The sequence below is a fragment of the Hyphococcus formosus genome, from assembly GCF_046736345.1.
Classification (GTDB): Bacteria; Pseudomonadota; Alphaproteobacteria; order Caulobacterales; family Parvularculaceae; genus Hyphococcus; species Hyphococcus formosus.
Map to the genome: position 1 here is coordinate 1185399 of NZ_CP157210.1, position 25407 is coordinate 1210805.

The window sequence follows — 25407 nt, forward strand, 5'->3', positions numbered from 1 at the left end:
GATAAAATTTCCGCCGTCTGTTTAACTTCGCCCTAGCCAATTTATGCAAAACCAAATGCATCAGGACAGGACCCGAATTTGATGTTGCGTAACCGAGTAATGATGGCATTTGCCGCAGCCGCTTCGCTGAGCGCCTGTGCCACAACTTCAAATTACGCAGGGCCAACTGGCGGAATTGCGCCAAAGCTCGCGCTCTGTTCTGGCACGTCAATTTCCAATGCACCGCCTATTGATGGTCGGCGGAATATTATTGGCTATGACCCCGTTACCGATATTCGCGGTGTACTGATTTACCGCGCGCCGGTTTCTAGTTGCGTTTCTTCTGGCTTTGGCCCCCGTCGTGGCGGCGCAGGCAGTTTCCATCATGGCGTGGACCTCTATACCCGCGCACCCAGTGCTGTTTACGCCGGTGCCGACGGCCGCGTTGAAAGTGTGGGTTCCCTTCGCGGCTATGGCAAAACGATTGTCATCACCCACGCATCTGGCATCAAAACCAGATACGCCCATCTTTCCGAATATGTTCGCGGCCTTCGGCGCGGTGGCCGCGTAAAACGAGGCGCAGTCATCGGCAGAACAGGTAACACCGGAAACGCAACGGCAGTTCACCTTCATTATGAAATTATAATTGACGGAAAAACCCACAACCCGTTGATTGTTGGCCGATAGCGCTCAAATCTATTGCCTCGAATAACGCCCAGTCGCGCTTTTTGGCAAAGCGTGTTACGGCATAAAGTCGATAGAGTTTAAAAAGGCATTCAGTTGAACAAACGCCCAAAACGGACAACGACCAAGCGATCACCCGGCCTGCCATCGAAGGCAGAAATTATCGCATTTCTTGAACAAAGCGATCATCAGGTTCACCGGCGCGATATTGCGCGCGCTTTCGGTGTGAAGGGCGAAGCCCGTGCGAAGCTGCGTTCGATGCTCAAGGAAATGGATGCCGACGGATCGATCAATCTCGGTTCAGGAAAGCGCATTGAGCGAGCGGACGCGCTTCCGCCAGTTGCGCCGATTGATGTCATGTCGGTTGACGACGATGGCGATCTTATCTGTATGCCGGCCAATTGGCGCGGTGAAGATAAACCGCCGATCATCACCATATCCGCGCGCCGCGCCGCAAAAGCAAAACCTGCGCCCGGTGTTGGCGACCGTTTGTTGGCCCGGCTCAAACCGGCGGGCGACGCCGGCTATGACGCCGAGATCATCAAACCCATCGGCAAAGGCGCTCACCGGTTTTTGGCGGTATACCGAAAAAGACGGCGCGGCGGCATCGCCGATCCGGTTGAACGGCGCGCACGAAATTCCTTCACGATTGATGACGGCGATGAAGGCACCGCCAAGGACGGCGACCTAGTTTGGGTCGAGACCAAAAATGCCCGCGGCTATGGGCCACAAAAAGCCCGTATCAGAGGCATTGCGGGTCATATTGACGACACCCATGCCTATTCGACGATTGCTCTTGCCAATCATGGCATCCCAACCGATTTCCCGCCCGCGGTTTTGGAACAGGCCGAAAAGGCAAAACTCCCGCCGCTTGGTTCGCGAACGGATCTTCGTGACATTCCGCTCATCACAATCGATCCGGCTGACGCAAAAGACCATGATGACGCCGTATTCGCCGAACCGGATAATGACGAGAATAACCCCGGCGGCTTCAGGGTCATCGTTGCCATTGCGGATGTTAGCTATTTCGTCAGCCCCGGCTCTGCCCTCGATAAAGAGGCATTAAAACGCGGCAACTCTACCTATCTGCCGGACCGGGTTGTGCCGATGTTGCCCGAACGTCTGTCTAATGATCTTTGCTCTTTGCGCGAACATGAAGACCGCCCCTGCATGGCCGTTGAAGTGATCCTTGATGCCAATGGTCAGAAGAAACGTCATCATTTTATGCGGGCCATGATGCGGTCGCACGGCAAGCTCGCCTATGAGGAAGCACAAGCCATCAGCGAAGGCGGAAAAGCGCTGGATGGCCTCGGGCCCGTGGTGAAAGCGCTTTATGACGCGTATCAAGCGCGCATGAAAGAGCGCACCAAGCGCGCACCGCTCGATCTTGATCTACCGGAGCGGAAAATCATCCTCGATAAAAATGGCGATGTCAGCAAGGTCGTAAAACGCGAACGCTTCGATGCTCATAAAGTCATCGAAGAGTTTATGATTTTAGCCAATGTTGCCGCCGCCGAAGCGTTGGAGCGCGCGCGAACGCCGCTGATCTACCGGGTGCATGATCAACCGGACGGAGAAAAGCTTGATGCGGTGCGCGAATATCTCGGCACGCTTGATTACTCTCTGGCCAAAGGCGGGTCAGTCCGGCCTGCAAACTTCAACCAGCTTCTTAAAATCGCCGAAGAGCGCGATCAAAAAGAGATGGTGTCTGAAGTGGTCCTGCGCTCGCAACGCCAGGCGATCTATGACATCGATAATGTGGGCCATTTCGGCCTGAACCTGCCCCATTATGCGCATTTCACCTCGCCCATTCGTCGCTATGCGGATTTGACCGTACACCGCGCATTGGTGAAGGCGTTCAATCTCGGTGAAAATGGCCAGACCGAGAAAGAAGCAAAAGCCCTTGGCGAAATTGCTGAACAGATTTCCGATCTGGAGCGCCGATCGGTCGCCGCCGAGCGGGAATCGAATGACCGTTATTTGGCCGGTTATCTCGAGAAAAAAGTAGGCACAGAATTTGACGCCCGTATTCGCGGCGTTACCAAATTCGGGCTCTTTATCATGCTTGATGAAAGCGGTGCCGATGGTTTCGTTCCTATGCGCAGTATTGGTGCAGAGCGTTTCCGTTTCGAAGAAGCGGAGCACGCAGTCATCGGCGAGACCACTGGCGGTATCTATAGATTAGGACAGGCGGTTCGCGTTGCGCTTGCGGAAGCAACGCCGCTTACCGGTAGCCTGCGATTTGAGATGCTTAGCGATCCACTCCCCGGCGAGCGACGGGGACGCAGGAAATCGACTGCGAAATCCACAAGGGCCAAAATAAAAGGGGCCAAAACAAAAGGGGCCAAGTCGAAAGGCCGCAAAACTACGAAGCGCTCGAGTAAGAGCACAGCAAAACCGGCCCCCAAAAAAGCGAAACGCAGGAAATCTAACGCGAAACCAAAACGCGGATAGAAAAGTGCCCCGACCAATATAAAGCCGGGGCACGATTGTCTTAGTTATGTTTTACGGGCTCTGCATCTTCGTAGCCCCAAACCTTCAACGCGAAGGCATAAAGATGGGCGGTCTCTTCGAGCCGTTCAAACCGCGCAGCCGAACCACCGTGACCGGCACCCATATTCATACGCATCACAAACGGGCCGCCTTTCGCTTCTTCACGCAGGCGCGCGATCCACTTCGCTGGCTCCCAATAGGTCACGCGGTAGTCGGTCAGGCCACCAGTCGCCATCACCGGCGGATATTCGGTATCCTTGATATTGTCATAGGGCGAATATTCCGCAATCCAACCATATTCTTCGGCACTGGTGATTGGGTTACCCCATTCTTCCCATTCGGGCGGGGTTAGCGGAAGGTCCGCATCTGAAATCGTGTTGATGACGTCAACAAACGGCACCGCCGCGATAACGCCGCCAAAAAGATCCGGACGCAGATTGACCGTTGCGCCGACCAACAAACCGCCAGCACTACCGCCGTAAATGACGATCTTTTTCTCAGACGTATAGCCCGCATCAATCAACGCCTCGCCCGATGCGGCGAAGTCAGAAAACGTGTTCTTTTTGTTTGCTAACTTACCGTCAAGATACCACGCCCGGCCCTTATCTGCACCGCCACGAATATGCGCGATTGCATATACGGCCCCGCGATCCACAAGCGAAAGAACAGTGGTCGAGAAACGCGCCGGCATCGCATAGCCATAAGAGCCATAGCCGTATAGCAGCGCCGGTGCCGAACCATCGGTTGGCGTTGTTTTCAGGCGAAGCACGGTCACGGGAATGTCCGCACCGCCCTCACCTTTCGCGGTGATCCGCTCGACCACATAAAGCGATGGATCATGTCCGCTCGGGACTTCCTGTGTTTTGACAAGCGTCCGTGTGCGATCCGCCATATTATAGTCGAATGTCTGCTCAGGTGTCGAAGGCGATTCATAGGTGAAGCGGATTTCATCCGTGTCATATTCGTAGCCCGCGCTCATGCTGAGGCTATAGGCGGCCTCGTCAAATGAAACGGTGTGCGAATTACCGTCATAATCCGAGACAACAATCCGAGGTAGCGCGTTTTCACGCTCCATCCGAACGAGATAGTCGTTGAGCGGCGTAAACGTGACCACTTGGCTACCGGGTTTATGCGCTAGCCAGTCTGACCAGTTTTCCCGTCCTGGTGCCGAGATCGGCGCAGTTACGATTTTAAAATCAACCGCCCCATCGGCGTTCGTCATAATAAAGAAATTATCGCCATGATGTTCGGCGTAATATTCCGTACCATTGTCACGCGGCGCGATTAACGTTGGCGTCAGGTCCGCCGCATCCGCGTTGAGAAAACGAACTTCACTGGTGATCTGACTGCTTGAGGTGATGAAAATGTAATCACCGCTCTGGCTTTTCGAAACGCCTAGGAAGAACGCGTCATCTGGCTCCTCGTAGATCACCGGATCATTCGCAGGGTCAGTCCCTAAACGGTGTAGCTTGACCCGCTTAGGACGTTGATTGTCGTCACGCTCTACATAGAAAAATGACTGAGAATCTGCGGCCCAGATCGCACCGCTCTCATCAGCACTTTCAATGGTCTCTTCATACTCTTCGCCAGTTTCCATATTGCGCACGCGGATCGCGAAATATTCTGACCCCAACCGATCGACCGCATAGGCGATCAGGTTTTGATCTGGGCTATGATTAACCGAACCAATATCAAAAAACTTGGAATCGCCGCGTTCTTTATCGCCATCGAAGAGAATCTGCTCATTGCTACCATCAAGAGCCGCGCGCATATAAATCGGATATTCGCCGCCCTCGTTATATTTTACCCAATATTTCCAGTCGCCGTCTTTGCGCGGGACCGAAGTGTCATCTTCTTTGATTCGGCCGCGCATCTCGCTAAATAGCGCCTTGCGGACTGGCTCCAGATCATCAGTGACGGCAGCGTAATATTCATTCTCTGCATCGAGCGCCGCTTTGATATCGGCATCTAACGTAGAAGGGTCACGCAAAACGTCTTGCCACTCTTCATCCCGCAACCACGCATAATTATCAGTACGCGTAATACCGTGCTGCGTGATCTCGACCGGTCGCTTTTCAATTTCAGGTGGTGTAATTGATCGCGCGTCGGCGAACGGATCTTTTGCTGTCATTGCCTTCTCTTCTTTATGCGTCTGCGTGGTGGTTTCATTCTGACCACATGCCGTAAGTGACACTGCCATGACCACACCCAGAAAAGCCTTTTCGAATTTCATAATTCCCCTCGCGGTTGGAGTCGAAATGCTGAGTTAATACTGTTTTTTTCGGTTCGGCAATGTGGCCTTGTCGTGCGCAGTCATTCACTTAACAAGTCATAACGATCCAGTGATCCCGACTTTTCGTATAAGTAGAAAATTCTATAATTGCCCTGTAAATTCGCCGGAGATGTTGTTTTGAGACGCCTAATATTTGCTGCTATCCTCGGGTTATCGAGCGCCCTCTCAGCCGCCAGCACAAAAGCCAGCTCGGCCGGTGATGAGAATACCGCCAAAGCCGTTTTCGCGGGCGGATGTTTCTGGTGCATGGAAGCCGATTTTGAAAAACTCGATGGCGTCGGTGATGTCAATTCCGGCTATGCCGGCGGCCTGATGGATAATCCGACCTATGAGCGCCATGGCGGCCATCTGGAGGTCGTTCAGGTTCCTTATGATCCGTCCAAAATCACTTATCGCGAATTGGCCGATTATTTTTTCCGGCATATCGATCCGTTAGATGATAAGGGACAATTTTGCGATCGCGGACATTCCTATACGACCGGATTGTTTTATTCGACAGTCGAAGAATATGACGCCGCAAAAGCCGCGAAAGCGGAGGCTGAAAAGGTGCTTGGCGAGACTGTCGTCACGCCATTGCTTGAATTAAAAAAATTCTGGATCGCTGAGGGGTACCATCAGGATTATTACAAAACCAATCCGCTTAGATACAAACTCTACCGCACGGGCTGCGGCCGTGATCGACGCGTCAATCAGCTTTGGGGTGATAAGTAAACCAATGGCCGCAACAACGATGCTGCGGCCATTGTTTTTGGCTTAATCGACCGTTTTATTGTCGGTTTCGGCACCGGGAACCGGGAAGCCGCGGTCACGCATCAGCGCCTCAATCTTGGCTTCACGGCCACGGAATTTGATATAGGCTTCTGCCGGGTCAACCGCATTCCGCACACGGAATAGGTTATCAACGAGGCTTTCGGCTACTTCCTTGTCGTAGAAGCCCCCCGGCGCTTCGGCAAAGGCTTCAGCTGCGTCAGCGGTAAGAACATCAGCCCACATATAGCCATAATAGCCAGCGGAATAGCCCTCGCCTGAGAAGATATGCCCAAAATGCGGTGAGCGATGGCGCATCACCAATTCATCGGGCATGCCTAATTCTTCAAGCGTTTCACGCTCGAATGCGTCCGGATCAATTCCGGTCGGATCACTCATATGAAAGCGCATATCGACCAGCGCGGAAGCCAGATATTCAGTTGTCGCAAAGCCCTGATTAAAGGTCGAGGCGGCCTTTATCTTCGCAACCAGCTCATCGGGAATTGGCTCGCCGGTTTCATAATGAACCAGATAATTATCGATGACTTGGTCGGTCGAGAGCCAGCGTTCCAATAATTGCGACTGGAACTCAGTGTAATCCCGAACGCCGCTATTGAGCGTCGGGTAATGTACATTTGACGAAAGCGCATGAAGCGCGTGACCGAATTCATGGAAATAGGTTTCCGCATCATCCCATGAGATCAAAACCGGTTCGCCCGGTGCGCCTTTAATGAAGTTTGAGTTGTTGGATGACAAAACAGATTTCTCAATGCCGTCAAGCGTATCGTGGCTACGATATCCGGTAGCCCATGCGCCTGAGCGTTTGCCAGGGCGTGCAAACGGATCGAGATACCAAACGCCGATATGCTTTCCGCTGGATTTGTCAGTGACCTCCCAGACTTTTACATCCTCATGCCAAACCGGCACGGAACCATCGGTAATTGGTGCAAAACTGAAATTGAATAATTCTCCGGCAACGAAGAACATCGCATCACGCAGCTTGTCGAGCTGGAGATATTGTTTGACTTCATCCGAGTCGAGATCATATTTCGCCTGGCGCACTTTCTCCATGTAATAGCGGTAGTCCCATGGTGCGATTTCGAAATCACCGCCTTCGGCGTCGACAATCGCCTGCATCTCTGCAACCTCTTCACGGACACGGGCTGTCGCCGCTGGCCATACGGCTTCCATAAGGTTCAGTGCACGATCAGGCGTTTTCGACATACGGTTCTGTAACCGCCATGCGGCGTAATTTTCATACCCGAGTAGCTTCACCCGCTCATCCCGGAGTGCAAGGATCTCGGCAATGATGGCGTTATTATCGTATTCGTCACCATTATCACCGCGATTGTAATAGGTGCGCCACACGGTCTCGCGCAGATCCCGCTCATCGGAATAGGTCAGGAACGGGTCCATCGATGATCGCGTATTGGTGATCGCATATTCACCGACACGTCCCCGGCTTTCTGCCGCCGCCGCTGCGGCCTTAACAAAACTCTCGGGCAGACCGCTGAGCTGATCCGCCGAAAGATAGGTTACGTAATTCTCTTCGTCCGCAAGAACATTATTGGCGAAATCCGTGTGCAGCGTCGCGAGGCGTTTATTGATCTCCGCATACCGCTCTTTCGCTTCCCCTTCGAGGGTAGCGCCATTGGATGCGAAACCATCATAAACCAGCCACACCAAGCGCTGTTGGTCCGGACGCAGCGTGTCCATTACATCGCTCTCATAAACGGCTTTGACCCGCGCAAAGAGCTTTTCGTTCTGATTAATTTTCGAGAAAAATTCGGACAACTTTGGCGACATCTCGCCTTGAATTTCGCGAAACTCCGGCGACGACATATTCGATGACCAGATTCCCCAATAGGTGAACACTCGGCCCAGTTCATCGCCGGATTTCTCTAGCGCGACAATCGTATTGGCAAAGGTCGGCGGTTCCGGGTTATTCGCAATTGCCTCAACTTCGGCGAGGTTCTTTGCCATGCCGGCTTCGAGCGCGGCTTTCAAACCGTCGAGATCCATTTCATCGAAATGCGGCACGCCCTGATAGGGGCCATCATAGGGCGAGAGCAATTTATCCGCGGCGGGGTTGCCCGTTTCATCCAATGAAATGTCTGCGAATAAATCGCCAATGTCTTCTTTTACCGGCGCTGCCGTCATCTGTTTCGTCTCACCTGTATTTGTCGATTGCGCGTCATCTGCACCCCCGCAGCCATAGAGTGCTGTTAACAAGGCGAGTGTCGATACTAAAGACGTGATCCGCATTGTGCGGCTCCTTTCGTTCTTCTTAGCCATTTCGGTTGGCGTTTTTTTGTTTATCTGCGCCTTGGGCGCAGCCCCTGCAAACTTGGCCTATCCTGATACTGCTCAGGACGACACGCAAGGACGAATGGGGGTCGCGCCGCTCATTTCATCGCGAAAAACGCTCGCCCCATCGGGATGCACAATGATTGTTACATTCGTGGTTGTTGTTGCGAAATACAATGAAACGAACCGCCACCGGAGAGAATGTGCGAAGAATCGACCGCGACAAAATATTGCCGATCAATCACTGATTTCAGCGTTTCAATGGCTTCGATCCCGGGTGCACTGTCCCCGCTCAGAACCCCATAAACCGGCACAACCACCGAATGATTGGCAATATAGAAATTCATGTGGCTCGCCGCGACCGGCGCATTGTCAATTTCGATACGGCCGGGCGATGGGACCGTAATGACCTCTAGCTTGCGTCCTTGCGCGTCCGTCGCGGATTTTAGCGTTTTTTCTATATCGGAAAATATTTCCGCATTCGGATCATCATCACCCGTAGGACGCATGCACATAACTTTGCCCGGCGCAACAAAGCGCGCAATATTATCGACATGACCATCAGTATGATCGCCGATTAACCCTTCATCGAGCCAAATGGTTTTTTCAATACCAAGCGCGGATTTCAACACCGCTTCGACATCTTTCTCATTCATGTTGGGATTGCGGTTTTTGTTCAATAGGCATTGCCGCGTGGTGATCAAGGTCCCCTCGCCGTCAACTTCTATCGCGCCTCCCTCGCCAATAAAATCATCAAACCGGCGTAGGCGGACATTTGCATGCCTCGCAATTTCATCCGCTATTTTGTCGTCTGACGGCAATTGATATTTCCCGCCCCAACCGTTGAAACGAAAAGCGCTGGCGACAAGTTCTCCGGTTTCTGATTTTGCGAAAACCGGACCGGTATCCCGCAACCAGATGTCACCTAATGGGGCTTCGAATAGCGTAAGCAGGCTCGGATCGGGCAATCGCCCACGCATGATTTCCGCTGCGCTTCGTGCCTCGCCGCCGCGATAAACAAGATTGACCCTTTCGCCGCGGATATCTGATCCATCGCCGCCCGGAAAGAGGATACCTCGGACAAAATCATCGACCTCAGCGCGCGCGGGGCCAAGATTGTCTTCCCATAAATCCGCAGCACTCGGCCAGCCGATCCAAACGGAATCATGTGGTGCCCATTCTGCGGGCTGGCGGCGTGATGTGATCATGGCGGATCCTTTATCGATTGGGGCCTCCATATATCCATCAAATACCGCTGACAAAAGAAAAAGGCGACCCGAGGGCCGCCTTTTCCGTAATTCGTGGTCGTTTGCGGGTTACCCCGCCATTCCGACTTAGAAGTCGTAACGAAGACCGAAGTTAATTTCCCAAACAGACGCACCAAAGATACGTGACTGTTCTGCTGGGCCATCATCAAATGACTGGAACTCATACTGGCCGCCAGAAATGATCGCGGAAACGATCTCTGCGTTGTGGCCAGAGTTGCCGAAGGTCTTCTCACGATAGATGCCCCAATCGTCGTTGAGCAGGTTCGTGAAGTTATCGACGTCGATGATGAAGCGTAGGCGGTCACCAGAGCGAAGACCAGGAAGTTCCTGTTCAAAGCGAAGGTCAACTTTACCCCACCAATCGGATTCGAAGCTGTTACGCGGTGCAATCTGACCACGATATTCGTCGAGGCCTGTAGCCGCGAGGAACGCATTGAACCCTGCAAGGTCGAAACCACCAGCATAAGTCACCAACGGATCATCCGTCGCACCTGGGCCTGATGGGATGTACAGAAGCGAACGATCTTCTGAACGGTCACTGTCACCAAAGAGGTTTGTGCCGCCAGCAATCGCATCACCTGAGCTAGAGCCAGATGTGTCGAATGTGTAGCTGAATGGCTTACCGCTGTTGAGCTGACCCGTTAGCGAGATACGTGTTCTGAGGTCTTTGATGAACTCATAGCCAAGATCGATACGGCCTGTGAACGCATGTGTCACACCATAGTTCGAACGTGCAACGATTGGATTGTTGTAATCTATCGCGGCAACGTTTTCGTAGTTCGACTGTTGGGTCGAGCTTGTTCCTGGGTTCACATCTTCAGCATCGGTGTACGCATAACCGCCGTAAATTTTCGCGGTGAAGCGGTCTTTTTCAAACTCTTTCGCGAAGAAACCAGAGATAACTTTTGTCTTTGGCTTCGTGTCAGAGTTTGTCAGCAACAAGACACCGCCATTACGGTATCCGAACTGAGAGTTGTAGATCGGACGACCATCAGGCGCAGTACCGATCACAGCGAGATCGAGGTTTTGCCAGATATTTGGGTTTTCCTGAATGTTGTAAAGGAAGTCGACACCGAAATCCCATTCATCACCAAGACCGATGGCTGAAAGGTCAGCCACATATTTCGCACCAAGTGTGAAACGCCAGATTGATGACATTGTGTAGTCAATATCAACAAGTGCTGTTGCGCCGGTACCTGCTGCGGCTGAGGTTGTAACTTCGTCCTGCATTGCAGTTGGCAGATTGAAGCCATCGAAGCCATTGATCACAGCCGGATCGCTAGAGAATGACGAACCAGGAAGGAAGCCGGTGTTCGAGAAGCTGTTCGACAACCAAACTGAGGGGTCGCCACCAGAGAAACGACCAGCACCCGCTGTAATGTTCAGACGCTCCGTTGCATCCCAGTTCACACCAACACGTGGCTGAAGAAGTGACAAGCCGTCGAAGTTCGTATCATTTGGCAGGTTGAAGCGATCAACAACCGTTTGGTTGAATGCTGGCGCTGTATCCATTGAAATCCAGTCATAACGAAGACCAGTCGTCACCGTTACAGTGTCGCTGACTGTCCAATCGTCCTGAATATACATAGAATTCAGTGTACGTTTGAATTGGGCAGCACCGTCGAACTTATTGTTTGTTCCTGCGTTCTGGTAGAAAATTGAATCAGGCATCTGATTTTCAAGATCGTCAATAGATGCGAATTCAACCTGACCTTCGGAGAACGGAACAAAGAGGTTGAACGCTTCATAGATGTCGCGCTCGTAGCCGGTTTTGATGAGGTGGTTACCCGCATCATATTCCGCTTTGAATTTGATGTTCCAAACATTTGAAGAAAGCGCATTACCGTGACGGAATGAGTCTGGACCAACAAAGATCGAACCGCCGCCCGGCGTAGTGATTTCGAACTGGGCGAAATCGGTGCCGTTCAATGATTCCTGACCGGTCACGCGATCCTGATAAGAAACACGCATCTCGGTTGAGAACTGGTCTGTCCAATCAGAGAAGATACGTGCTGAATAGGCTTCGAGGTCTTCTGAACGTGCATACGCATTCGACAGTAGGCCAAGATTGCCTTGTGATGCACTTGTGTTTTGTGGAGCGATCGTATCACCGAATGTATCCTGATAAGCCAATTCAAAACGGTGATTATCGGTAATGAAACCGTTCAGCTTAACGTAGAAACGTTCGTCTTGTGTCGCGCCATTTGTAGGAACGCCAAGTGGATCGAAGCCGTATACATTGTTCATGATCGAAGTGACACGGTCAACATCAGCTTGTGTGACTTCGTCAACTTCGTTCGCGAAACCAGAACCGGCAGGGCCAGTGTTGAAGGTTTCAGAGCCTTTGAACTTCTCATAGGCAGCCGTAAAGAACAGACGGTCTTTGATGATTGGGCCAGTGATAACGGCACCATATGATTTTTCATCAGCGTCTGGCTTGTTTACGGGATCACCTTCGAGTGAATCACCGTGCATGCTCGCGAAGTTGTAATCAACGAACAGACGACCGTGGAACTCGTTACCACCAGATTTCGTAACGACGTTGACGTTACAACCGGTGAAGCCGCCATATTCAACGTCGATTGGAGCGATCTCAACAGCGACCTGCTCTGATACGTCGAATGGGAATGGAAGGCGCTGTGTTGGGTAGCCGTTATTGTTAAGGCCGAAATCGTCATTCTGACGAACACCGTCAACAGTCAGCGAGTTAAAGCGCTCGTTTGAACCAACGCAACGGATGCCGCGTTCAAATGATTCGTCGATCGTAATCCGTGGGTCGAGACGAATAACGTCTTTGATGTCGCGGTTAACAACAGGAAGGTCGGAAAGGTCAGCAACGCCGAAAACAGCAGAAGGACCAGAAGCAACTTCAGCGGCGGTGTTGCGGGTCGCAACAACAACGATCTCGTCTGAAGAAGCTGAACCGCTCAGGCGGACCACAACGTTCGTTGTATCACCCAACGAAAGGCGGATGTCTGAAATCGTTTGGTCAGCAAATGTGTCGGTGTCGACGCTAACTGAGTAGCGACCTGAAACTGACAGACCACGTGACGAATAAGTACCGCCAGAACCGGTAACAACCGTTGTTGAGGCACCTGTTGTTGTGTCTGTGATGGTTACGCGAGCGCCGGAAACTGGCTGGCCGTCTGGGCCAACAACTGTACCGCGGATCGCACCTGTTGTTGATTGCGCCATCGCAGGCGTTGTCACAACAGTGGCAAACGCCGTGGTAAGCGCGACCGCCGCCACACCGGCGGAGAGCGTCTTCATAAGTGTCATATTGGTATCCCCAAGCTGATCTGGATGACCGCATTACCTTGTGCATTGCGGTATACGCGACAGCCATTAGGTAAATTAGATGACAGTCCCGTGACAATGGCGTGAGGTGAAGGTGAATTTTAAACGCCGGGATTCGAATTTTAAATTATGGCGTCCAATGGGGATAAAAAATTGTGCATTCACAGCATGTTAGAGAGCACTATAAATTGCCGGGGCTTGTTATCGCCGTTATGCGATAACAATATTCTCTATACTGTGTGTGGAATGTGCAACAGGTCCATACGCCTACATTCGCTCTGGCGCGTCGAGCCCCAATAGCGAAAGGACAAGATCAAGTTGTCCGCCAGTAATTGACGCAAGACCGAGTCGCGATGCCCGCTTCTCCGGGTCTGCTTCATCGACCATCCGGCAGGATGCGTAGAACTTCGAAAATGCCTGCGCGAGGGAAAAGGCATGATCGCATAATATATGCGGCATACGCTTTTCGTATGTTTCGCGCAGTACATCGGCAAAATTCAAAAGAACAAGCGCGAGGTCGCGTTCCGCGTCTTCGGTTATTTTTATTGCGCCGGGGGCACCCGCTTTCGCGCTCTTTGCTTTTTCAAGCACCGACCGCACGCGGACGCTGGCATAGAGCAAATAAGGCCCGGTTTTTCCTTCGAACGCCATGAACCGGTCGAGATCGAAAATGTAATCGCTCGTGCGCGGGTTAGAAAGGTCCGCAAATTTAAGCGCGGCGACGCCGACCTGACGCGCGATCTCGTTTTTTTCCGCCTCGCCATAGCCTTCGGCAAGACCGTTCTCTTTAAGGCGTTCAAGCGCGCGTTCAGTCACCATATCAATAAAGTGACGAAGTTTTAGCGTACCGCCTTCGCGTGTTTTAAAGGGCTTGCCGTCTTTCCCATTCATGGTTCCGAACCACAAATGTTCAAGCTGCTCTTCGGGATAATATCCCGCCTGCTCTACGGCGCGGAAAACCTGTTCGAAATGCAAACGCTGCCGCGCGTCCACAACGTAAAGAATTCTATCCGGATCAAGCGTACGTTTGCGGTCAACGATGGTTGCCACGTCAGTTGCGTGATAGCCGACCGCTCCTTGTGAATTCACAAAGATGATCGGCGGCATTTCCTTTTTGTCGCTCTCGCGCGCAACACGGATGATCTGCGCGCCGTCCGATTCCTCGATGACCTTTCGTGCCTTGAGGTCTTCGGTGAGTTCAGGGATCAGCGGGTCTGCATCCGCCTCGCCCTTCCAAAGATCAAACTCGACATCGAGATCGGCGTAGTCTTTCTTCATGGCAGCGACGGAAAGATCGACGAAATGCTTCCAGAGCGCACGATAACCGGGACGGCCATCTTGCAATTCCTTGGTCGCTTTTCGCGCGAGATCGGCCCGCGCCGGATCCGCTTTCGATGCAGCCGAAGCGACCGGATACATTTCTTCTAAGTCTTTAAGGCTGATCGGCGGTTCGTCGGGATAGGGCCCCGATTGCGCAGCATCAAAATAAACGAGATCTGGCTGGCGCAGTTTCAACTCGGAAATGAGCTGCCCCATTTGCAGACCCCAATCGCCAAGATGCACATCCCCCGTGACCTCGTCACCGGAAAAACGCAAAATCCGCTTCAGGCTCTCGCCAATAATCGCTGCTCGCAAATGCCCGACATGAAGCGGTTTTGCGACATTCGGCCCACCATAATCGATGACGATTTTTTCCGGCGTTTCATGAAGCCAGCCGCCATAGCGCGCGCCATCATTTGCCGCGTCGACCTGCGCGGACAGAAATGCGTCAGAGAGCTTGAGATTGATGAATCCCGGGCCAGCGACGCTGACCTCGCTGAATTCAGCAGTATCAGCAAGACGATCGGCTATCGCCTGGGCGATTTCGCGCGGGTTCTTTTTCGCGACTTTAGCGGCGGGCAACGCGCCATTACATTGAAACTGCGCAAGATCTGGCCGGTCGGCGGTTTTTACTGCGCCAAGTCCACGATCAAGCCCCTCGGCGGCGAATGCGTCGCCGACGATTGCTGATAGGTCGTCTTTTAAGGTCATTTGAGATCTGGGAATTTCAGGCTTTTGCCGGACCGGTTAAAGATCGCCTGTTTGGGCGTTACATTAAATCCGACAATAATTTCAAAGTTCACGCCGGAAACTTCTTCGTCGCGGCGCGGAATGGTAATTTTATCGATATCAACACGTTCAACGGCCACCGGACGGTCATTGCTGAACTTGATTGGCACCTCAAATTCTTTTTTCGCAATAACTTCAATGTCTTTGCGGGTGACCGCCACAAAATAGCTGAACACTTTTTCCGCTTCTTGACCCTTCGGCCCCTTGCCAAAAGCGAAGTCGAGCGAAATCTCGGCATCAATCGGCTTGTCGCCAAAATATCGGCAGGTCGTCGTGACATCCACGATTTCACCAGAATACGCGACGTTTTCAGCAGTTTCTTCACCTTCGAAGTCGATAAATCGGGCGGCCTCCTTGAGGACAACGATATTGGGACAAGGCGCAGGATTGGCTTCGCGGGCCTTTTTCGTGTTGCTGGAACAACCCGCGATGGAGACTGCGGCGATAAGCGCTACGGCGAGGAGTTTGTTCATCGAACTGAACCCTTATATCTGAACATGAAATCGCCTTGAGCTCGCCCCAAGGTCACCCCTGGGTCGCCGCGCCGGCGCCCCGTTGACAGGGCAACTTCTCGTAGCGCCTCACTGCCGATGGTGCAACGCCTCTTGTGAAGGCAATCAGGCCGAAGATGACTTAAGGACCGAATTAGAAGAAAGACCCGGAAGGATGCGCACAGAAATTACCGTGCCCACGCAAATGCCAAAAGGCCACACAAAATCACGCGCTAAGCCCCAAATCACTGTGCGCATGGCGTCTCCGCGCGGCTTCTGCGCCGGTGTTGAACGGGCCATCAAGACCGTTGAAGAAACTTTATCGATTTATGGCGCGCCGGTTTATGTGCGCCACGAAATTGTTCACAACGCCCATGTAGTAGCCCGGCTTTCGGCCATGGGCGCTGTGTTTGTCGAATCAATTGACGAAGCGCCTGATGATCGCCCAATCGTTTTCTCGGCGCACGGGGCACCCCAATCGGCCCATGCGGCAGCGGAGGCGCGAAACCTCGTTAAGATCGATGCCACCTGTCCGCTTGTTTTAAAAGTTCACACCCAAGCGAAAAGACATGTTGCGGCGGGGCGTCAGGTCCTGTTGATCGGCCACGCCAATCATCCCGAAGTCGTCGGCACGATGGGTCAGGCGGACGATGGCGAGATTTTGTTGGTCCAAACAATCGAAGAAGCCAACACAATTGCCGTTAAGGATGAACGCGCCCTCGCCTATGCGACCCAGACCACCCTTTCGGTGGACGATACGGCCGGGATCATCGCGGCGCTCAAGAAACGCTTTCCCGATATCGCAGGCCCCGCGAAAGAAGATATTTGCTACGCGACCTCCAACCGGCAGAAAGCGGTCAAAACCGCAGCGCCGGGAGCGGACCTTTTTATCGTTATCGGCTCGCCCACATCGTCAAATTCGGTACGCCTTGTCGAGACCGCGAAAGCCGCTGGCGCGCGCGACGCGATTCTTGTTGAAGATGCAGATCAATTCGATTGGAGCATTCTCGAAGGCGTCTCAACGATCGGCATGAGCGCAGGGGCATCCGCCCCTGAACATCTTGTCGAAGCGTTTCTGACGGCCCTTGCGAACAGACGCACGCTCGACATCAAGACGATTGAAACCGCGAAAGAAAACGTTGTTTTCAACACGCCGCTACGGTTGGCGAGTTAAACTGTTTTTCCTCAAATGGCTGACGCTTGCTTGCGTTATCAAGTGACGCAGCTTTATGTCATGCCGCAAAGATTGACGGAAAAACCATGATCGAAATTTATACTGACGGTGCCTGTCTTGGAAATCCCGGTCCCGGCGGCTGGGGCGTTCTAATCATCAATGGCGAAGAACACATTGAGATGAATGGCGGCGAAGCCGAAACCACAAATAATCGTATGGAATTATTGGCCGCTATTCGCGCGCTCGAAGCCACAGCGGATGCGCCGACTGTTATTCTGCATACAGATAGCCAGTATGTGAAAAATGGCATCAATAGCTGGATACATAACTGGAAGCGCAATGGCTGGAAAACCGCCTCGCGTAAGCCCGTCAAAAATAAAGATCTATGGGAAGCGCTGGATACGCAAATTACCGGGCGCGATATAGAATGGCGCTGGGTCAAGGGCCATGCAGGCGATCCGGGCAATGAACGCGCCGACGAATTAGCGAGCACGGCGGCGCAGGCATATGCCTGACACCGCCGATTGATTTCCTAGTTTAGAGCTGGCCGAGCATATGTTCGGCACTTGAAACGTCGAAAGCACCCGGCTCTTCGACATTCAATTCTTTCACTGCGCCATCTTCGATAATCATTGAAAAGCGCTGTGAACGCTCGCCCATACCAAAGCCTTTACCATCCATCACAAGGCCGAGCGCGCGTGCGAAATCACCATTTCCGTCTGCGAGCATTTCGACTTTTTCGCCGGCATTCTGGTCGTCTGCCCAAGCCTGCATGACGAATGCATCGTTGACTGACATACAGACAATTTTGTCGACGCCTTTTGCTTTGAACTCGTCTGCCTTTTCAACGAACCCAGGAAGGTGTTTTGCTGAACATGTTGGCGTAAACGCACCGGGTACGGAAAATAGTGCAACTTTCCCAGAACCGAGAAGGTCGCCCGTCTGTGCTGCCTGTGGCCCTTCAGCGGTCGCAAGCATTACTTTTTCATTCGGAATTTTGTCGCCTTTAGAAATCGCCATTTGGGTATCTCCTTTAATTTCCGTCCCCAATATTCGCTGAGGCCGGCCCAGTGGAATATGCGTTTATCTAAGGCGCTCAGACGCTTGCGTCCACCAGCAATTGTTTCCCTTGCATCATCATGCCGTGAACCTTATTTTTCATGGGTATGAGCGATTTTCTCGAAGATACAGGCCCAGACGACGCGGCCCCGGCTGCACAGGACTTTCTAGTCGGTAAAATGCTGATCGCGATGCCCAGCATGGGCGATCCGCGCTTTGACCGCGCCGTGATATTTATGTGCGCCCATGACGAAGAACATGCTATGGGCGTCATTGTGAACAAGCCGCTCGACGATGTTGAGCTATCTGAGCTTCTCCAACAGCTCGAAATCCCGCCGCAGGAAAACGCTGATGAAACGCCGGTCTTTTTTGGCGGACCAGTGCAAACGGAACGCGGGCTCGTTTTACATACGCTTGATTATCACCTCGATGGCACATTGCCGCTCAATGACAAAATCGGCCTCACGGCCAGCCGTGATATTCTCATCGATATCGCAGGCTCTTCACCAAAACGGCCCCCGCCCCGCCGTTTTCTTTTGGCCATCGGTCATGCCGGTTGGGGACCGGGGCAACTCGAAGAAGAGATTGCAATGAATGCCTGGGCACATTGCGAGCCGGATGAACAAATTATTTTCGACGGCATGAACGAAGCCTTGTGGAAGCGTGCGCTTTCCAAGCTGGGTGTCACGAGCGCAATGCTGTCCCCTGAATGGGCAACGGCCCGCCGAGATGACGGGCCGCTTAACTGACAATCTGATTTTTCGCTAATTAGCGCAGATCGCCCGCCCCGCCCCAAAACTTCCAGCGACGGCCCCTTGGCTCATCATCTTCTTCGAAAGATGCCTCGTCGCTTTCAACTTCTTCTTCTGCCAGCGCAGTTTCGTTTTCCGGCACTGGTGCTTTTTCAGGCTCGACCGTTTCGGCCTCGTCTTCTTTCAAGCTTGGTTTTTCTGCGACCAGTTCCGGTGCCGCATCTTGCGCCGGTTCTTCGGTCAATTCTGCATTAGTCTCGGCTGTGCTCTCAGCAGGTTCCGCAACGGGCGCAGGAGCAACCTCATTTTCGATTGGCTTGCCGAATAAATAACCCTGACCGAATGAACATCCCATCTGCCGGGCCTTGTGCGCCGCGCCTTTCGTTTCAATCCCTTCAAGGATAACTTTAAGCCCCAGTTCTTTGCCGAGATTAGCCAGTGCACTGACGATTTTGGCGTTGTCACCACCATTTTCCAATTCGGCGGTAAAGGATTTGTCGATCTTCAAATAATCAAAGTCATATTTGCGCAAGTTAGACAAACAGGTGAACCCGGCGCCGAAATCATCAAATGCGAGCGACGCCCCGGCTTCTTTCAATTTTTTGAAAACCTCGCCTGCGAGCGCAACATCCGAAATCGCATCGGCTTCCGTCAGTTCAAGCACCAATGCTTTTTTCGGAAGATTATATTTGGCAATGGTCTCTTTTACCGCCTGCGGGAAGCTTTCATCCCGGATCTGCCCCCAGGAGACATTCATCGCGACAAACAAATCTTTGCGCCGCTCGGTCGCCAATGTCTCACTCAGGAACGCAGCAGCCTGATCGAGCATTGTGCGCGCAAGCTCGCCGCCCTTGCCGCAATTCTCCGCCGCGATAACAAATTGTTCTGGCCCTTCGTCGGCACCATTCTTTTGATCGCGCCAACGGGCGAGCGCCTCAAATCCTGCGACTTTGCCATTGTCGAGCGCAACCACCGGCTGGAAGGCTGCGTTTATGTCGCCATTCTCGAGCGCCTTTGTCAGATCAGCAGACAATGCGGCCGTCGGCACAACCGCAGCTTCGGTGGCTGACCGAACGGAGTCTTCGCTGACGCCATTAGGCGCTGGCGAGACCTCTTCGACAAACGCAACCAACCGCTCGATTTCGCCGGTGTCTTCGTCTGCCGCCCGCGCGCCGCGCATCCGAATGACGCGGCCGTCGAATAAACGGAAATTAGTGTCAAAGGCCCCATCGCCGCCGGACATGATTTCGCTATCAAACCGGGGAGCGTCATCTTTATGGACGAATTCACGCATCGCATCCGGCGTGAATGGCGCATTTGAATCCGCGCCCATAAGCGCCGGAAGCGACGCCGTCTGGTCCATTGCATCAACGCCCCAATCCCAAATGCCAACGCCGGAATAATCGAGAACGCGCGCAATCTGGCTGTCGAGAACAATCTCTGATGCTTCGCGCGAGGCGCGATATTCCCGGTGGCGCTCATGGCCATTGACCGGCCCACGATTTGACGCCGCGAAGGAGAACTGATCCGAACCGTGTGAAAGCTGCGCAGCAGGCAGTTCGGTTAGCGCAACGAGACTGGCCGCAAGAACGCCGAGCGTAAACAACCCATGCGACGCGAGAATCATTGCGCCCGATTCAGCCGAACCGAACAACGCAATGATCGGCGCAGCGGCAGCCAGGGCGATCCCCGGTAACACCAGTCGCGCACCGCTATCGCCACGGAAGGCTTGTATTGCTGACAGGACAACTGCGAAGCCGCCGACGCCGATCAATGACCAGCGCATCAACCCGCTCAATTCGATCCGGTCGAGGAAATTGATGGCCCCCATCCCCGCGATGACCAGCGCCGCTGTAAACATGACGCCGCCTAAAAGCGGGTTATATCGTGCAGCGCCAATGGCCGCCGAAAGAAATACGATTGCCGCCGCCCCGAACAACGCCTGCATCATGACAACGCCTTCGGCCGGAAGCCCGGAGAAAAACCCTAACCATGAAAACTCAAGTGCCGCCGCGCCGGCGACCATGACCATGGCGCAAACAGCTAATCCGCTGCGCCGTATGGCGGCGTAACCCGCTAAAAATGCCAAAGCGACGATAAACGCACCGGCGATGGCCCCCCTTAACAACTCCGCATGGGCTAACCCTGCGACACCTTCGGTTACGCCAAACACACTCACTGTGATCATGTTTTTCCCAACACCCCTAGTACAGAACTTACGCACCGGCCCAAACTTGGCCAGATCTCTAGTTCCCCACAAAATTCGGGCCATCATGATATCAAGATGGCCCAACCCTTATGCGCGACCCTTGCGATTCGCGCTTGCCCGGCATCATCATCACGCTTGTGTGACATTATCGCAAGGGGTCGGAGCCCGTGGAAAAAAAATTAATTAAACTTTGTAGTGTTTTTTCGCTTCAATCTTGCAAAGAGCCATCTGATGCAATCTTGCTATAAATGAGATGGTCCCGCCATTCTCCGTTGATCTTGAGATAATTTCTCGCGATCCCCTCTTGGGAAAAACCACAATTCTCCAAAAGCTTCTGCGATGCACCATTCTCAGGTTGGCACGCAGCGACGATCCGATTGAGATCAATTTTTTCAAAAGCGTGATGAATCACAGCGTTCACTGCGGCCGTTGCATAGCCCCGCCCCGTAAACTTTTCCCCAAGCCAGTATCCCATGAGGCCCGAGCGCGATGCGCCATAGCGGATGTTCGTTAACGTAACACCGCCGAGCAAAGTGTCGTCAGACTGGCGAAAGATAAGAAGAGATAACCCGCCGCCGCGCTTTCGGTCGCGTTCATATGACCGAAGCCGTCGTTTGAACGACGATAGCGTCGCCTGATGGGGAGCCCACTTTTCTTCCCAGCGGGTTAAATGTTCGCGGCTTTGTTCGCGTAATGCGTGCCAAGCCGGATAATCGCTGACCTTTGCTGACCGAAGAACGACCGGATCATGAACGAGCACCGGATCGAACAAGGTTTGGCTATTGGTCTTGGTCAAAAACATCTGCGCACTATACCGGAATGCTAACGACCGGCGCTATGCCGATCACTCAAAGACAGAAGCGACTGCCTCAACGTCACCGGGGCCGACAATCGAAACGGCGACCTTGCCTGAAAGCGCCCGCTCGCCGCATCGCTTCAAATCGTCAAGGGACACCGCATCGATCTTAGCAAGAATTTCTTCAGGGCTCATCAACGCACCATAAACAAGCAATTGCCCGGACGCGGATTCAATACGCGCTGCAGGGCTTTCAAGTCCCATCATCAATGACGACCGCAACAAGGCACGCGCCCGAGAGACTTCATTGTCATCAAGTTTCTGACAGGCAGCTTCCATTTCTCGCCGAATGATTTCCGCTGCTTCCACAATATGCTTTTCCTCGGCATTTACATAGGCACCGAGCAAGCCGCACTGGTCAAAACCATCCGCAAACGAATAAACCGAATAAGCGAGCCCCCGCTCTTCGCGAATTTTCTGAAATAATCGCGACGACATCCCGCCGCCCAACACATCAGCAAACAACCGCGTTGCGAAAAAATCATCATCCCGTGACGAAACGCCAGGAAAGGCGAGCGCCAAATGGGTTTGTTCGATATCCCGCGCATCATGGCGCGTGCCGCCGCGAAATGCTGCCTTTTGCCGGGCCGTTCCCTCGCCTTCTGAGGCGAAATCACCAAAACATTTTTCGGCAAGCGCGAATAAATTGTCTTCGTCAATTGCACCGGCCGCGGCGATAATCATGTCTTGCGGTCGATAACACCGATCCATGAAACCGCGCAGGGTCTGAGCCGTTTGTGCACGGACCGTATCCGGCGTTCCGAGAATCGACCGGCCCAGCGGGTGGGTATCCCACGCAGATTGCGTCAGCAGTTCAAAAACAATGTCGTCCGGCGTATCAATCGCTTCGCCGATTTCCTGCACAACCACTTCGCGTTCTTTGGCCAGCTCATTTTCATCGAATAGCGGCGCACGCAATATATCGGACAAAATATCCGCGCCGAGTTCGAGATCATCCTTCATCACGCGCGCATAATAGCCCGTACGCTGATGAGAGGTGGCCGCATTCAGATACCCGCCGACAGATTCAATCGCTTCTGCCAGTTCGAGCGCAGATCGCCGCTTTGTTCCCTTGAACGCCATATGTTCAAGCAAATGCGCGACGCCATGCTCGTGATCAAGCTCGTCAATTGACCCCGCCCGAACCCAAACGCCAAGCGCTGCGGTCTGCAATCCCGGCATTGGGTCGGCGACAACCCGAATGCCGTTGGATAGCGTGTGAACGCGCCTCATAGGCGGGACCCGAAAGCGTCGCGGATAATCGACTTGATTGCGTCTTCGCTCGCTGGCGCTTTTGTCATTTCTTCCGGCCGATCAAAAAGATCAGAAAAGAAATCAGGTAGGTCCGGGTTTTTCCCCGTCGCCTCTTTGACCGCATCGGGGAATTTCGCCGGATGTGCCGTCGAAAGCGTAACAGTCTTGCCTTTAAGGTGGCCCTCTTCGCGCAAACGAATAGCCGCCGACCGACCAACCGCTGTATGCGGATCAATCAACGCGCCTGTCGCTTTTTCATGGCGAGCGATTTCTTCTAGCGTCTCAGTTTCGGAAACCGCGCATGAAACGAAATCCTGACGAATGGCATCTAAAGTCTGCGCGTCAATCTTCATACCTTTATCGCGCGCAAATGCTTCCATCATTTCACGCAAAGCCGCATGGTCTCGGCCTTTTGCTTCGAACAAAAGCCGCTCGAAATTACTGGCGACCTGAATATCCATCGATGGTGATGCGGTTGGGCGCACAGTTGATGGGGTGTAATCCCCCTCGGAGATCGCGCGATGAAGAATGTCATTTGCATTTGCTGCAACGCCGAGAGTCGCCACCGGAAGCCCCATGCGCTTAGCGGCATAACCCGCAAAGACATCGCCGAAATTCCCGGTCGGCACGACAAAATTGACCTTCTCGTCGCCCTCAGCAATCGCGGCCCAAGCGGTGAAATAATAAACCGTCTGCGCTGCAAGGCGCGCCCAGTTGATTGAATTAACGCCGCCGAGTTTTACGTCGCCTACGAACTTTTCGTCCGCAAAAAGCGACTTAACAATTGCCTGACAATCATCAAACGATCCGTCTATTGCAATGTTACAGACATTCGGCGCGATCACGCTCGTCATCATCCGGCGCTGGACGTCACTCACGCGGCCCTCCGGGTGAAGCACAACCACATTGACCCGCGAGCAAGCTTTGAGCGCATCAATCGCCGCCGCGCCGGTATCGCCAGAGGTCGCCGCAATAATGGTGAGATATTCATCCCGACGCGCGAGCGCCGCATCAAACATCCGCCCAAGGATCTGCATGGCGAAATCTTTGAACGCCAATGTCGGGCCGTGGAACAGCTCAAGAATGTAATCTTCGTCACCGACCTGAACCAATGGCGCGACCGCATCCGCATGAAACCCGCCATAGGCATCCTTGGTCATGGCCAAAAGCGCATCTTCGGCAATCGCATCGCCGGTAAACAGCGAAAGGATTGACGCCGCAGCGTCCGCATAAGGCTTTTCGCCCAGCTCGCGCGCTTTGCCGGCCGTCAATTGCGGCCAGTTGGTTGGCATATAGAGGCCACCATCGGGAGCAAGCCCCGCAAGTAAAGCGCCCTCGAAATCAATGGCGGCGGCCCGCCCACGTGTAGAAATATACTGCATGGCGCGTGTCTTGGCTCAATCGACGCTATTAGGCAATTCGCAAAACAGGAATTTTTCGTCGTAAAGTGCCCCAATCAGCAATTTATTAGCCGATCGTGCCGCAACGGTGGTCGCTGAAATCTCTGACCCATCATTTCGGTAGACCGTTGAGACCTCTCCATCGGGGCTGATTCTAACAACCTCAGACGCTGCCCTTGCGTTACGATTAGCCATCGATTGCGGTACCGAAAGTGGTTTCGGCATGGCCCCAACCCAGACAGCGCCGTCATTATCGGTCGTGATATTGTCGGGTGCCGCATCAAGCGAAATGGTTTGCGCATAGGTCAGCGCGCCATTTTCGGGGTTACGAGCATAAACCTGAATTCTTTTGCCTGCGGTTTCGGCTACATAGAGCATTTTTTGATCAAGACTCATGGCTAACCCGTTTGCGAATTTCAGGCCCTCGGCTTCAAGCCGCCAGACTTTGTCATCCACAAAAAAGACCTCACCGGAACCGAGCCGGAATAAAAAGGACAGATTGGCAATCAATCCTTCGCGCCCGCCACGGGCGTCATTGGTCACATAAAAAGAACGCGGCCCCGTTACGAGAATATTGTTCGGGCTCATTAAACGGCGTTCGTGCATGGTCTCAACATGGGTCAGATCACCGTTCTCTTCGATGTCGAAGATTTCGATTGATGGTCCTGCTTCATTGACCACAAAAAGCCGACGGACATCGCCATCCTCAAAATAGTCGAGACCCAATGGCCGAAATTCTTCCGGTTGACCGCCGGTCCGATCCCTAAAGCCCGCCGCCGCCAAGGGATCGTTTAAGGAAAAGACGTGAATCGCACCGCGAGCATCCTTCGCGCGGCGATCCTGCGACGAGATAAAAGCGAGCCCCTTTGCGCGGTCGATATCGATATCCTCAGGCCCCGGTATCCCCGACACTGGCGTGCATTGCGCGGTCGAAACCGGGTCGATTCGCGAAAAGTAGTTGAAAACATGCAGATTAAAGGAAAGCGCGCCCAGAATGACCAGAAAAAACGCGAACAGGAAAAGCCAAAAACGCAT

Annotated in this window: 18 protein-coding genes; 6 read left to right on the forward strand and 12 right to left on the reverse strand. The window is 53.2% G+C overall.

Annotated features, from left to right (window positions below):
- Positions 1-81 precede the first annotated feature (81 nt).
- A complete protein-coding gene (locus tag ABFZ83_RS05505; RefSeq protein ID WP_411818431.1) occupies positions 82-666 on the forward strand; it encodes a M23 family metallopeptidase in 585 nt (194 codons plus the stop codon).
- A 93-nt stretch (positions 667-759) separates the two neighbouring features.
- Positions 760-3117, forward strand: a complete 2358-nt coding sequence (rnr, locus tag ABFZ83_RS05510) for a ribonuclease R (RefSeq protein ID WP_411818432.1) — start codon at positions 760-762, stop codon at positions 3115-3117.
- Between the two features lie 40 nt (positions 3118-3157).
- Here rnr and ABFZ83_RS05515 read toward each other — a convergent pair whose 3' ends face one another.
- Positions 3158-5389 (reverse strand): S9 family peptidase, encoded by a 2232-nt coding sequence (locus ABFZ83_RS05515; RefSeq protein ID WP_411818433.1) that lies wholly within the window; start codon positions 5387-5389, stop codon positions 3158-3160.
- Between the two features lie 177 nt (positions 5390-5566).
- Between ABFZ83_RS05515 and msrA the strand changes: the two genes are divergently transcribed.
- Positions 5567-6160: a peptide-methionine (S)-S-oxide reductase MsrA gene (msrA, locus tag ABFZ83_RS05520; protein WP_411818434.1), complete on the forward strand. Its 594-nt coding sequence runs from the start codon at positions 5567-5569 to the stop codon at positions 6158-6160.
- Between the two features lie 42 nt (positions 6161-6202).
- On the opposite strand, the gene ABFZ83_RS05525 is transcribed toward msrA, so the two are convergent.
- The 5 genes from ABFZ83_RS05525 to ABFZ83_RS05545 all read right to left on the reverse strand — a co-directional run bounded on the left by ABFZ83_RS05525 (position 6203) and on the right by ABFZ83_RS05545 (position 15650).
- The gene (locus ABFZ83_RS05525; RefSeq protein WP_411818435.1) at positions 6203-8461 is read right to left on the reverse strand and encodes a M3 family metallopeptidase; all 2259 of its coding nucleotides are present in this window, start codon (positions 8459-8461) and stop codon (positions 6203-6205) included.
- Positions 8462-8649: 188 nt separating this feature from the next.
- Entirely contained in the window at positions 8650-9711 is a 1062-nt protein-coding gene (locus ABFZ83_RS05530; RefSeq protein WP_411818436.1) for an agmatine/peptidylarginine deiminase, read from the reverse strand.
- A gap of 126 nt (positions 9712-9837) precedes the next feature.
- Positions 9838-13050: a TonB-dependent receptor domain-containing protein gene (locus ABFZ83_RS05535; protein WP_411818437.1), complete on the reverse strand. Its 3213-nt coding sequence runs from the start codon at positions 13048-13050 to the stop codon at positions 9838-9840.
- Between the two features lie 285 nt (positions 13051-13335).
- On the reverse strand, positions 13336-15099 hold the full coding sequence (gene argS / locus ABFZ83_RS05540; RefSeq protein ID WP_411818438.1) for an arginine--tRNA ligase: 1764 nt from the start codon (positions 15097-15099) through the stop codon (positions 13336-13338).
- Positions 15096-15650, reverse strand: a complete 555-nt coding sequence (locus ABFZ83_RS05545) for a hypothetical protein (protein WP_411818439.1) — start codon at positions 15648-15650, stop codon at positions 15096-15098. Before ABFZ83_RS05545 ends, argS begins: the two co-directional genes overlap by 4 nt.
- A gap of 193 nt (positions 15651-15843) precedes the next feature.
- On the opposite strand from ABFZ83_RS05545, the gene ispH reads away from it, so the two are divergent.
- Entirely contained in the window at positions 15844-16842 is a 999-nt protein-coding gene (ispH, locus tag ABFZ83_RS05550; RefSeq protein ID WP_411818440.1) for a 4-hydroxy-3-methylbut-2-enyl diphosphate reductase, read from the forward strand.
- A gap of 86 nt (positions 16843-16928) precedes the next feature.
- The gene (gene rnhA / locus ABFZ83_RS05555; protein WP_411818806.1) at positions 16929-17357 is read left to right on the forward strand and encodes a ribonuclease HI; all 429 of its coding nucleotides are present in this window, start codon (positions 16929-16931) and stop codon (positions 17355-17357) included.
- 22 nt (positions 17358-17379) lie between these two features.
- Here the strand turns inward: rnhA and ABFZ83_RS05560 are convergent, their stop codons facing one another.
- Positions 17380-17862 (reverse strand): peroxiredoxin, encoded by a 483-nt coding sequence (locus ABFZ83_RS05560; protein WP_411818441.1) that lies wholly within the window; start codon positions 17860-17862, stop codon positions 17380-17382.
- 146 nt (positions 17863-18008) lie between these two features.
- On the opposite strand from ABFZ83_RS05560, the gene ABFZ83_RS05565 reads away from it, so the two are divergent.
- The gene (locus ABFZ83_RS05565; protein ID WP_411818442.1) at positions 18009-18650 is read left to right on the forward strand and encodes a YqgE/AlgH family protein; all 642 of its coding nucleotides are present in this window, start codon (positions 18009-18011) and stop codon (positions 18648-18650) included.
- Positions 18651-18669: 19 nt separating this feature from the next.
- On the opposite strand, the gene ABFZ83_RS05570 is transcribed toward ABFZ83_RS05565, so the two are convergent.
- The 5 genes from ABFZ83_RS05570 to ABFZ83_RS05590 form a co-directional block, all read right to left on the reverse strand.
- Positions 18670-20841 carry an EAL domain-containing protein gene (locus tag ABFZ83_RS05570; RefSeq protein WP_411818443.1) on the reverse strand — a complete coding sequence of 724 codons (2172 nt, stop codon included), beginning with the start codon at positions 20839-20841 and terminating at the stop codon, positions 18670-18672.
- Between the two features lie 229 nt (positions 20842-21070).
- On the reverse strand, positions 21071-21658 hold the full coding sequence (locus ABFZ83_RS05575; protein ID WP_411818444.1) for a GNAT family N-acetyltransferase: 588 nt from the start codon (positions 21656-21658) through the stop codon (positions 21071-21073).
- Between the two features lie 48 nt (positions 21659-21706).
- Entirely contained in the window at positions 21707-22951 is a 1245-nt protein-coding gene (locus ABFZ83_RS05580; protein ID WP_411818445.1) for a M16 family metallopeptidase, read from the reverse strand.
- Entirely contained in the window at positions 22948-24354 is a 1407-nt protein-coding gene (gene thrC / locus ABFZ83_RS05585; RefSeq protein ID WP_411818446.1) for a threonine synthase, read from the reverse strand. Before thrC ends, ABFZ83_RS05580 begins: the two co-directional genes overlap by 4 nt.
- Before the next feature lie 15 nt (positions 24355-24369).
- Entirely contained in the window at positions 24370-25407 is a 1038-nt protein-coding gene (locus ABFZ83_RS05590; protein ID WP_411818447.1) for an SMP-30/gluconolactonase/LRE family protein, read from the reverse strand.